Origin of the sequence: Vibrio sinensis (assembly GCF_003605645.1) — a bacterium.
Taxonomy (GTDB): domain Bacteria; phylum Pseudomonadota; class Gammaproteobacteria; order Enterobacterales; family Vibrionaceae; genus Vibrio; species Vibrio sinensis.
Map to the genome: position 1 here is coordinate 68,923 of NZ_QVMU01000023.1, position 11,033 is coordinate 79,955.

An 11,033-nucleotide genomic window follows, 5' to 3' on the forward strand; every position below is an offset into this window, starting at 1 on the left:
AGTATTCCGTACTGTTAAAATATACTGGTGTTGTACCAGTCTTATTTCAAGGAATGAGGAACATATCGTGTCTAGCCCGACATTAACTGACAAAGTGTCCAAGATGATCCGTCAGGACATTCTGACCGCTCAACTACTCCCAGGACAAAAGCTAGTCGTTGCCGAACTCAAAAATAAATATGAGGTTGGTGCTTCACCGATTCGCGAAGCATTGGTTCAGCTTTCTTGGACAAAGTATGTTGTTTTAGAGCCTCAAAAAGGCTGCTGGGTTGCCCCTGTTTGTGTACTTGAATTAACCGATCTCTTTGATAGCTTGCGCCTAGTTGCGGCAGGTTTACTACAAAAAGCGATCACTATTGGTGATGAAATGTGGGAGCTCAATGTCCTCACTTCCTACCATAAGCTTTCTCGTCTAAAAGTCATCAATCAAGAACATGATTGTGATGAGTGGGAAGAACGCCAACTTCAGTTCCACGTTGCGTTGCTTGAGGGAGCCAACTCAAAGAACATGTTTGCTTTCTTTTCTGACTTAATACAACAAATTAAACGCTATCGATATTTTGCATTAACTCACGGTATGGACACCAGTTCAGAAGATGCAGAAGAGTATGAAATCATCATGAAGTTGGTTTTATCTAAAAATGCCGAGAAAGCAGCCGAAAAATACGACCAGTATTTACACCGTACAATGTTGCGAATTCAAAGTGTTATTGAACAGCAATCTCATGCAGCTTAGTTACTCTGCATAACGCTTGGGACGATGCGCTTATTACTGTTCTTCGTCCCAGACAGAAATTCGATTTCGCCCTTGGCTCTTAGATTGGTATAGGGCGTTATCGGCAACCTTATAGCAGTGCTTCGTATCAGCGCTCAATTTAGTTAGACCGATACTGACAGTAATCGGAATATTGTCATCCAATTCAATCCCCTCTCTCAAACGGTTTAGCGCTAATTTTGCTTCAGATAGAGGCGTGTGCGGCATTAAAATCGCAAACTCTTCACCGCCAATACGAGCAATAAAATCTGTTTCTCGCAAAAGCAACAACAGTGATTTTCCAACAACAGAAATCACTCGATCTCCCTCATCATGGCCCAATTCATCATTAACCCGTTTAAAGTGATCAATATCTAATAATGCTAAACAACCGTGTATTGCATTAGGGTATCGCTCAACTTGTTTTGCGCTGTTGCTAAGCTCTGCCTCAAATTTTCTGCGGTTCCATAAGTTAGTCAAAGCATCTTTTTCACTCAACCTACGTAACTGATGTTCCAATGCTTTACGTTCGGTAATATCAACAATTGAACTAATGTAATAGCTCACCTTACTCGCATGGGTGCACACACTCTGAACACGCATTATTGCTGTGACCTGCTCCGTTTTCTCAAGCGGTGTGAAAGAGATTTCTCCCTCCCATACACCTTGCTCCATAACGATTTTAAGCATCTGCTGGTAAATATCATCATGAGCACTACCTAATAAATTACGGATAGCATCTTTAAACTCAACTTGCTCAAAGTTCAATCCTGTTAACTTGGTAAACTCATCATTAATCTTTATCGCTAAGTGCTCTCTATCTGAGATGAGAACCGCAGACATTCCACTCAGTGCAGCTCTCGCAAGTTGACTTTCCGAACTGCGTTTTCGGTAATAAAACATCGCGACAGTGATGGGGATTGTGAATGTTAAAACTAATAAAATGAAAAATAACCCTTCAAGAAAAAGGTCATTAACACTGGCTTGAGAGCGTTGATATAAACTTTCAGGATCAATATGAACGACCATATAGATATACTGATTAGGCGCGATGGAAACTTTATTGAAAACAAACAGATTCCCTTGATCCAATACAAATCCATTCTTTTTGCTCTCCATCACTAGCCAAGCATCCGGGTAGAGACTCTTAAAATTAAATGCTTTCCTTTCTTCAAGGAGATGTCCAAAAATTTTATTGGAAACAGAGCTCAACAAATAAAAGCCGTTCTCATTGATAAACTCTGGCGCAAACTCGTCAGTAGCGGCAAAATTCAATCGAGATACAAGGTATTCAACATCAACGTTGAGCACTAGGTAGCCATAGCGCTTACCTTTTGTTGTTACGGGAGAAATGATACGTAGAGCGGGTCGGTAAGGTATGGTGTATTGGCCATTTTCCATTTCTAAATCAATACTCCAATGACCAACTTCTCCCTCTTTTAATGTCTCTGCGTACTTAAAAAAGGCTCTATCACTAATGTCTTGATAGTGATGATTACTTTCCACACTGCCATCTGCCCTAGAGTAATCTAGTTGAATCGCTTCTTTTCCCTGCGTGTTAATAAAACGAATTTGTGTATACCATTTTTGATTTCTGGCAACAGAAGCCCACCCTCGCTCAACCAAATGTTGATTTGGCTCAGTAGGATTAAGTACGTATTCGTAAAGATTCAGCCCCTGTGAAAGCAATTCAACAATAGAAGCAAGTTGGGTGCGAGCTCCGTCATACTCGTATTCGCTGTAAGTCAACTGATGAAGGGCATCATTTGCCGTTTGAGTGATATTTGCGTTTATTAACTGATGGCGTTTATTAAGGTAATGAGCAGAAATGAGAGAAATAAAAATAAGCGTTGTAGTGATTAAGAAAAAAAAACCATTATTTCGTCGAATTGACATGCTTACTCCTAAATTGTACAAAAACAGTATAGCACTGATTTTGTTCTAATATTAACCATCAATTTAGGATAAGACGTCGCGATGAAAATAACGCCTAAAAACATTTCAGGCGTTAATTCCACATGCTTTGCACTGTGAGTCGATATTAGTCTTCTAATCGATAGACGACTTGAACGTTATCACGAATAACAAGGGAAGAATCTTGATAGCCGTTAGATTCCGCTTTCATATCCATCGTCATCGCTCTCATCAATACAGGTTGAGCATTCGGTGAGTTGTAGTCTATACGCCAAACACTGCCAAGTTCTTTGCCAAATCCAGAGCTAAGTGATTTGGCTTTTTCCTGTGCATCATGAATCGCTGCAAGGCGAGCTTTAGCTCTAAACTTCGCCTCATCTTTCACTTTTAATTGAATATTATCGACTTGGTTAATACCCGACTGCAAAGCAACATCAAGGTAGCCATTCAATTTTGATAGGTCATTAACAACCACTTTAACCGTACGAGTCGCTCTATAGCCAACTAATTCTGGCTGCCCTTTCTTAGGGTAATGATACTGAGGAGCAAGGTAGAGATTAGAACTGGCAATATTATGCTCTGAAACACCGGCCGTTTTCAGATGCTTCAAGAAACCAGAAACTACTTTATCAACGGATTGTTTTGCTTGTTCAGCCGTCATGGTTGTCTCAACCACTTTAACCGAAAACTCAGCCATATCAGGAGTCGCAACGACTTCACCGTAGCCCGTGGTTTCAAGATGAGGAAAATTCAAACCATCAGCCAATACACTCGTACTAACCAAACTAGATAAAACCAACGCGTATTTCACTATCATTTTCATCGTGTGTTCACCGTTATGTTCGTGGATGTCATACATCATAGAGAATCCTACTTTAATTATCAGCCACACCATCGCAAAATGACATAACTCTAACCTACTCTATTCAATCCTTTCTTTCCGATGACTTGCTCATTTATCACGATAGTTTCCTAGTTAGAATATGACTATCTAGGCAATAACTGTTGCGCATAAGCAATAATAGCATGGGATATTTCACTTAAGAGTCCACTTTCCAACTGCCAGTGATGCCAGTAGATATCATATGAGCTTGTCACTCCGGGAAGTACATCCACTAACGAAGCATCTAAAAGCTCTTGCTCTATTTGAAAGCGAGGGATTAAGCAAAATGCCACCCCTGCCAGAGCCAACTTAACGAAAGCTTCAGAACTAGCAACACGATGAGTCATCATATTTTCAGGTAAAAGATCGAAATGCTCTTCTAAAAAATGAGCCAATTGTTGATCGTATTGATCATAAATCACCGTTGGAGCCATAACTAAGCTTTGATGTGTAACACCATCCGAAAAGTAACGATCGGCAAAGTCAGGGCTCGCCACACAGAGATATTCGACTCGTCCAAGGTAATTTGCTTGGCACCCTGAAATCGATCTTGATTCCATGCTGATGGCTCCGGTTACTTCCCCACTTTTCAATTTTTCTAAGGTTCTTGCTTCACTCGATACTGAGAGGTTCAATTCTATACGGCGGGACTTCATGACATTTGTTAACGCTGGTAATAACCAAGTCGCCAGTGAATCAGCATTAGTGGCAATGGAGATTGGTACTGAACGTTCGAAATCCTGACTAAATAAATCAGGGACAAGTTCACTTTCTAACAACTGGACACGATGAAAAAGGCCGAGTAGCTTCTTTCCAATCAACGTAGATTTAGGAGGATGTTCGCGAATCAGCACCGGCTGAGCGACAAATTTTTCGAGCTGTTTAATCCGTTGTGATACCGCAGACTGAGAAATAAAGAGGGCTTCAGCTGCCCGCTCAAAACTGCCTGAACTCACTACCGCCTCTAATGCTTCAATCCATTTATAGTCTAATCCACGCATCATTTATTCCTTGAAAATCAACATTAGCAAGACTTATATCATATTAAAATCATTAATTATACTTATCACTCATTGCGCTATATCTTTGCCAAATCAAATTTAAATAACTATTCACTTTGGAGAGAAACGTGAATTTTTGGCTTTTATTACAAGGGTTTGGCCTTGGCGCTACGATGATAATTCCAATTGGAGCTCAAAATGCTTATGTGCTTAACCAGGGCATAAAACGCAACCACCACTTAACCACTGCATTAACTTGTGGCTGCCTCGACACAATTTTTATTTCTCTTGGTATCTTTGGTGGCGGAGCTCTTATTTCTCAAAATGAAGTTCTACTGACAGCAGTCACCCTAGGTGGTATCGCTTTTCTCACTATCTACGGTGCATTAGCGCTAAAGAGCGCATTTCGCAATCCAGAAAAACAAGAACAAACGCAACACGTATTGGCTCGTGGTCGTCGAACCGTCATTCTCGGCGCTATGGCGGTGACAGTGCTCAACCCACACCTTTATTTGGATACTGTAGTTATATTAGGTTCAATTGGAGGACAATTTGAGGGACAAGATCGTATTGCTTTTGCTATTGGTACAATCCTAGCTTCGTTTGTTTGGTTTTACTCACTCTCATTAGGTGCCGCAAAGCTTGGCCCAACACTGTCAAAACCAAAAGTGAAAAAAGGTATCGATATTATGGTTGCTGTAATGATGTTTTTTATTGCCTCATTATTGGCTAAGCAACTTATCATTCAATACTGGTAATGATTTAAAGACAAACGTTTAAACAAGCGAAAAAAAGCGAAGCCATGGCTTCGCTTTTTTCCTGAAATTCTAATTACGAAAAGTAATTACGCTTCCACTTTGTTGAGGTGTACATCCATTTGCGGAAATGGGATCTCGATGCCGTTCGCATCTAACGCCTCTTTGATTGCTTGGTTAGAATCAAAGTACACATCCCAGTAATCAGCTGTCTTACACCAAGGGCGTACAACAAAGTTTACTGAAGAATCTGCAAGCGCAACAACACCGATAGTGATGTCGTGATCTTTCAGGATACGCTCATCTTTTTCTAATGCTTCTTGGATTACTTTCTTCGTCAGCTTCAGATCTGAGCTGTAAGAAACGCCAATCGTTAAATCAACACGGCGTGTATCATGACGAGAGTAGTTAGTAATTGGCGAACCAATAACACCCGAGTTAGGTACAACAACCATTTTATTGTCTGGTGTTTTTAGTACGGTTTGGAAGATTTGAATTGCTTCAACACTACCGGCAACACCGCCCACTTCAACATAATCACCTGACTTGAATGGACGGAAGCCCACAATTAGTACACCAGCTGCAAAGTTAGATAGTGAACCTTGCAGAGCAAGACCAATCGCTAAGCCAGCCGCACCGATTACAGCTACCACTGAAGCCGTTTGGACGCCAATGCGGCTTAGTGCAGCGATAAGAACAATAACAAATAATGTGTAACGCACGATGCCATGGATAAACTCGACAACTGCCTTATCCATTTTCTTTTTACCTAGCACTTTTGCTACGCTATTAGCGACCATCTTAGCAACGATATTACCAATAAATAGAATCAGAACCGCTGAGATGATGTTAACGCCGTACTGAACCAAAAGATCAGAGTTGTTGGTTAACCAAGTTTGAGCTTGAGAAAGGCCATCTACCAATGGAGCTTCAATCCCCGTTGACTCACCTGCCATATAAATTTCCTCTTAGATTTACGAGACTAAATAGCCTTCGTGCTGCTTTAAATTAACGATAATATCCTTATGTACCTAAACCGTGTCAAACAACTGATTCAGGTATTGCGACTGAACGGACGCCAGTTTGCCGGCAAGATAGCCCAGTTTGCCACTTTAGCAAAGTAAAGATTGTGCAAAAACACTCTAAAACAAAGGGTTACTTTCCTAGTGCGATCTCGACCAGTTAAAGCGTACGCACTCAGGTTATATTTCGCCACATTTTTTTGTTCAAACTTATCGTTGTCTTAGTTTATATACCCAGAGGCAAACTGTAGGCATAAAAAAACCCGCTCATTGAGCGGGCTATTCAATCTATCGAATCAGACGAATTATAGTACGTCGATTGCGTTTAGGTCAGCAAATGCTTTCTCAAGACGAGCAACCATAGATTCTTGACCAGCACGTAGCCATACGCGAGGATCGTAGTATTTCTTGTTTGGCGCAGCTTCGCCAGTTGGGTTACCGATTTGACCTTGTAGGTACTCACGGTTAGCCGCTTCGTATTGACGAACGCCATCCCATGAAGCCCACTGTGTATCAGTATCGATGTTCATTTTGATAACACCGTAGCTGATAGACTCTTTGATTTCAGCTTCAGTAGAACCAGAACCGCCGTGGAATACGAAGTTTAGAGCGTTAGGTGCAATACCGAACTTCTCTGCACAGTATGCTTGAGAATCACGTAGGATAGTTGGAGTTAGTACAACGTTACCTGCTTGGTAAACACCGTGTACGTTACCGAAAGATGCTGCGATAGTGAAACGGTGGCTGATTGGGCTTAGTTTCTCGTATGCGTATGCAACGTCTTCTGGAGAAGTGTATAGCTCAGACTGATCCATATCAGAGTTGTCTACGCCGTCTTCTTCACCACCAGTACAACCTAGTTCAAACTCTAGAGTCATACCCATTTTTTCCATGCGCTCTAGGTATTTTGCACAGATTTCGATGTTCTCTTCTAGTGACTCTTCAGAAAGGTCAATCATGTGAGAAGAGAATAGAGGCTTACCAGTTTGAGCGAAGTATTCTTCACCTGCGTCTAGTAGACCGTCGATCCATGGTAGTAGTTTCTTAGCAGCATGGTCAGTATGTAGAATTACTGGAATACCGTAAGCTTCAGCAACAGCGTGAACGTATTTCGCGCCAGCTACTGCGCCAAGGATTTGAGCACCTTGACCTTCAAGTTTAACGCCTTTACCAGCAAAGAAGCCAGCGCCACCGTTAGAGAATTGAATAACTACTGGAGCTTTAACTTTAGAAGCTGCTTCTAGAACACCGTTGATAGTATCAGTGTTAACAACGTTTACTGCAGGAAGAGCAAATTTGTTTTCTTTTGCTACTTCAAATACTTTCTGAACGTCATCACCAGAGATAACACCTGGTTTTACGAAGTCGAAGATCTTAGACATGGATGTAGTCCTATTTATCTGTCGTTTTATATATAAAACTTGTGAAATTAAAAATCTTGCAAACGTTTGCTCACAACTCAGGTTATTCTAACAGAGTTAATACCTGCTTGCAGCAAACAAGAAAGCGGGAGATTGCTCTCCCGCTTTCAAATAATTATTTAGCGCGTGACTCTAGCATTTCAACTGCTGGAAGTACTTTACCTTCTACGAACTCAAGGAAAGCGCCACCGCCAGTAGAGATGTAAGAAACATCAGCTTTGATACCGAACTTGTCGATAGCTGCTAGCGTGTCACCACCGCCAGCTACAGAGAAACCTGCAGACTTAGCGATTGCTTCAGAAATACCTTTAGTACCCGCTTCGAAGTTCTTGAACTCAAATACGCCTACAGGACCATTCCAAAGGATAGTTTTTGCGTTAGCGATGATGTCCGCTAGAACTGCAGTTGAATCTGGACCTAGGTCGAAGATCATGTCGTCATCTTGAACGTCAGCAACATTCTTGATTTCAGCTTCTGCGTTTTCATCAAATGCTTTTGCACAAGCAACGTCAGTTGCTACTGGAATCGCACACTCTTCCATTAGCTTTTTAGCAGTTTCAACTAGATCAGCTTCGTATAGAGACTTACCTACATTGTGGCCTTCAGCTGCAATGAATGTGTTCGCGATACCACCACCAACAACAAGTTGGTCAGCAATTTTAGATAGAGACTCAAGAACAGTCAGTTTAGTAGAAACTTTAGAACCACCAACGATTGCAACAAGCGGACGCTCTGGGTTGCTCATCGCTTTACCTAGTGCTTCTAGTTCTGCAGCTAGTAGAGGACCAGCACATGCAACGTCAGCAAACATACCCACGCCGTGAGTAGAAGCTTGTGCACGGTGAGCTGTACCGAATGCATCCATTACGAATACGTCACATAGTGCTGCGTATTTCTTAGATAGCTCTTCTTCGTTCTTTTTCTCGCCTTTATTGAAGCGAACGTTTTCAAGAACAACTAGCTCACCAGCGTTTAGCTCTAGGCCATCTAGGTAATCTTTTGCTAGTTTAACTTCGCAGTCTAGTGCGTCGTTTAGGTAGTTAACAACAGGAGCTAGAGAGAACTCTTCTGCATATTCGCCTTCAGTAGGACGACCTAGGTGAGACGTAACCATCACTTTTGCGCCAGCTTCTAGGCAAAGTTTGATAGTCGGTAGAGACGCAAGAATACGTGCATCTGAAGTTACTTTACCGTCTTTTACTGGTACGTTTAGGTCAGCACGGATAAATACGCGTTTACCTGCTAGATCCAGGTCAGTCATCTTGATTACAGACATGGTTTGTCCTCTCAAATATTAAATAATTAAAGTTTTTGAACACTCAGCAACCCTGCTAAGCCTGTTAATTCTCTAAGCTACTTCTGATATGGAGATACTGACAATTTATTTCAAGGTGTGAAATAAATATTTCTCCATCTTGTCACCGACCGCTATCTGGCGAGGTGCATTGCGAGCGCTGTATCCAACATGCGATTCGCAAAGCCCCATTCGTTATCACACCAAACCAACATTTTGACTAGGCGGCCATTGCTCACCCGGGTTTGGGATCCATCAACAATTGCACTGTGAGGATCATGATTAAAATCGATAGATACGAGCGGAGCTTCAGTATAGTCAACAATATCACGTAATGTACACTGGGATGCATTCACAATGGTTTGATTTACGTCATTAACTTTCACATTTGTACTAATTGTGACACTTAAATCCATTGCTGTAACGTTAACTGTCGGGACGCGCACTGAAATTGCTTCAAATTTGTTGGAAAATTTCGGAAATATCCGTTCAATGCCTTTATGTAACTTGGTATCAACTGGAATGATCGATTGACTCGCACTTCGTGTACGTCTTAAATCACCATGATAGGCATCAATGACTTGCTGATCATTCATTGATGAGTGAATTGTGGTAATCGTGCCTGAATCAATACCAAATGCATCATCAAGTACTTTGATAACAGGAACAATACAGTTCGTGGTGCAAGAGCCACTCGATACAACTATATGGTCAGCGGTTAAAGTTTCATGGTTCACACCGTAAATAATAGTGTTGTCTAGGTCGCTTTCACCAGGGTGTGAAAACAACACTTTTTTAGCCCCAGCTTGGATATGTTCTAGCCCGTCAGCCTTTGAACCAAAGACACCGGTACAATCCAACACAATATCAACCTCGAGATCTCGCCAAGGCAATAAGTTGATTTCAGGGAGGTGAAGCAGACGAATTGAATCAAATTCACTGCTGTCATGATGAATATAAATATGCTCTTGATCATGAGTAACCTTTTTGCCAAAGCGCCCATGTGTCGTATCATATTTTAGAAGATGAGCCATCGCATCAGGCTGAGCAAGTTCATTGACTGCTACTACTTTAATCTCTTGGCTCTTACCGCTTTCATATACCGCTCGAAGTACATTACGACCGATACGTCCAAATCCATTGATCGCAACTCTCAACATGATGTTTTTATCCTCACTATTTTTGTGTGAAAGGATACTACTTCACCCTAAATTAAACCGCACTCAGCTCACGCTAAGAACGTCTACCAGTAAGCATAAATAAAAAAACCGAGCAATTATGGCTCGTTTTTTTCTACTTTGTCGTTGTCATCACTGTAATAACAATTACGCTAGCAATTCTTTCGCAGTGTTCACTACGTTTTCTACTATCGCTTTTATTATATGTGTTCTATCGGTTTCCGATGGTACTCGATCCCCTCTATAAGCAGCAAAAGAGTGACGTATTACTCAGCCCCTCACGATACACTTATGTAATCCTTGATGTCTTTAACAATTTACACTTCATCACTGCTAGGATGTGGGAAAGTGTGCAGCAACCTGCGGCGATTTTTCTTACCGTTTAACAACCAAAGGAAAAGGTTATGTTGTCATATCCCGCTTCACACTTTTGTAAAAAATGTCAGTCAGATACACCACATACTGAAGTTATGGTGCGTAAGCCAAGCAGCTACGATACTGATACTTCACTACTTGGTCGTATCAAATTACTCGCACATACCTTTATCAATGGCGGTGAATACTACGATATGGATCGCTACGTTGAGTGCAAAGTTTGTGGTCACAAAGAGCTGAACAATAAAGGTAATGAGTTTGAATAGACATAAAAAAACCGAGCACATCGCTTAATGCCACTCGCTTAAGAGCGAGTGGCATTTTTATCTCTAGAGCGTGAGGGGTATTTTTGCGCTTTTTTTAGCACAGCTCTGGGGTAAGGCTTTCTTTTTCTCTTTTTAGGAAGTATTAGCCGTTTGCCATTGTCCCTCAACTC

At 41.4% G+C, this 11,033-nt stretch carries 10 protein-coding genes; 3 read left to right on the forward strand and 7 right to left on the reverse strand.

Features of this window, described 5'->3' with window-relative positions:
- The first annotated feature begins 67 nt into the window (after nt 1–67).
- A complete protein-coding gene (locus DZ860_RS18655) occupies nt 68–736 on the forward strand; it encodes a GntR family transcriptional regulator (protein WP_279386839.1) in 669 nt (222 codons plus the stop codon).
- A 33-nt stretch (nt 737–769) separates the two neighbouring features.
- Here DZ860_RS18655 and DZ860_RS18660 read toward each other — a convergent pair whose 3' ends face one another.
- From DZ860_RS18660 to DZ860_RS18670, 3 genes are all read right to left on the reverse strand, one after another.
- The gene (locus DZ860_RS18660) at nt 770–2,650 is read right to left on the reverse strand and encodes a sensor domain-containing diguanylate cyclase (RefSeq protein WP_243641886.1); all 1,881 of its coding nucleotides are present in this window, start codon (nt 2,648–2,650) and stop codon (nt 770–772) included.
- A gap of 145 nt (nt 2,651–2,795) precedes the next feature.
- Nucleotides 2,796–3,491: an oxidative stress defense protein gene (locus tag DZ860_RS18665; protein ID WP_120034320.1), complete on the reverse strand. Its 696-nt coding sequence runs from the start codon at nt 3,489–3,491 to the stop codon at nt 2,796–2,798.
- Nucleotides 3,492–3,655: 164 nt separating this feature from the next.
- Nucleotides 3,656–4,552, reverse strand: a complete 897-nt coding sequence (locus DZ860_RS18670; protein WP_120034300.1) for a LysR family transcriptional regulator ArgP — start codon at nt 4,550–4,552, stop codon at nt 3,656–3,658.
- 128 nt (nt 4,553–4,680) lie between these two features.
- Here DZ860_RS18670 and DZ860_RS18675 point away from each other — a divergent pair, with 128 nt between their 5' ends.
- Nucleotides 4,681–5,310: a LysE/ArgO family amino acid transporter gene (locus DZ860_RS18675; RefSeq protein WP_120034302.1), complete on the forward strand. Its 630-nt coding sequence runs from the start codon at nt 4,681–4,683 to the stop codon at nt 5,308–5,310.
- A gap of 86 nt (nt 5,311–5,396) precedes the next feature.
- On the opposite strand, the gene mscS is transcribed toward DZ860_RS18675, so the two are convergent.
- From mscS to epd, 4 genes are all read right to left on the reverse strand, one after another.
- Entirely contained in the window at nt 5,397–6,263 is an 867-nt protein-coding gene (gene mscS, locus DZ860_RS18680) for a small-conductance mechanosensitive channel MscS (RefSeq protein ID WP_120034304.1), read from the reverse strand.
- 371 nt (nt 6,264–6,634) lie between these two features.
- Nucleotides 6,635–7,711, reverse strand: coding sequence for a class II fructose-bisphosphate aldolase (gene fbaA, locus DZ860_RS18685; protein WP_120034306.1), 1,077 nt, complete (start codon nt 7,709–7,711; stop codon nt 6,635–6,637).
- Between the two features lie 154 nt (nt 7,712–7,865).
- Nucleotides 7,866–9,026 carry a phosphoglycerate kinase gene (locus DZ860_RS18690; protein ID WP_120034308.1) on the reverse strand — a complete coding sequence of 387 codons (1,161 nt, stop codon included), beginning with the start codon at nt 9,024–9,026 and terminating at the stop codon, nt 7,866–7,868.
- Between the two features lie 152 nt (nt 9,027–9,178).
- Nucleotides 9,179–10,204 carry an erythrose-4-phosphate dehydrogenase gene (gene epd, locus DZ860_RS18695; RefSeq protein WP_120034310.1) on the reverse strand — a complete coding sequence of 342 codons (1,026 nt, stop codon included), beginning with the start codon at nt 10,202–10,204 and terminating at the stop codon, nt 9,179–9,181.
- A gap of 422 nt (nt 10,205–10,626) precedes the next feature.
- On the opposite strand from epd, the gene DZ860_RS18700 reads away from it, so the two are divergent.
- Entirely contained in the window at nt 10,627–10,863 is a 237-nt protein-coding gene (locus DZ860_RS18700; protein ID WP_120034312.1) for a hypothetical protein, read from the forward strand.
- Nucleotides 10,864–11,033: the final 170 nt, after the last annotated feature.

Coding starts and splice junctions, on each gene's coding strand:
- DZ860_RS18660 (WP_243641886.1), bottom strand. CDS start 2,650: ATGTCAATTCGACGAAATAATGGTTTTTTTTTCTTAATCACTACAACG.
- DZ860_RS18665 (WP_120034320.1), bottom strand. CDS start 3,491: ATGAAAATGATAGTGAAATACGCGTTGGTTTTATCTAGTTTGGTTAGT.
- DZ860_RS18670 (WP_120034300.1), bottom strand. CDS start 4,552: ATGCGTGGATTAGACTATAAATGGATTGAAGCATTAGAGGCGGTAGTG.
- mscS (WP_120034304.1), bottom strand. CDS start 6,263: ATGGCAGGTGAGTCAACGGGGATTGAAGCTCCATTGGTAGATGGCCTT.
- fbaA (WP_120034306.1), bottom strand. CDS start 7,711: ATGTCTAAGATCTTCGACTTCGTAAAACCAGGTGTTATCTCTGGTGAT.
- DZ860_RS18690 (WP_120034308.1), bottom strand. CDS start 9,026: ATGTCTGTAATCAAGATGACTGACCTGGATCTAGCAGGTAAACGCGTA.
- epd (WP_120034310.1), bottom strand. CDS start 10,204: ATGTTGAGAGTTGCGATCAATGGATTTGGACGTATCGGTCGTAATGTA.
- DZ860_RS18700 (WP_120034312.1), top strand. CDS start 10,627: ATGTTGTCATATCCCGCTTCACACTTTTGTAAAAAATGTCAGTCAGAT.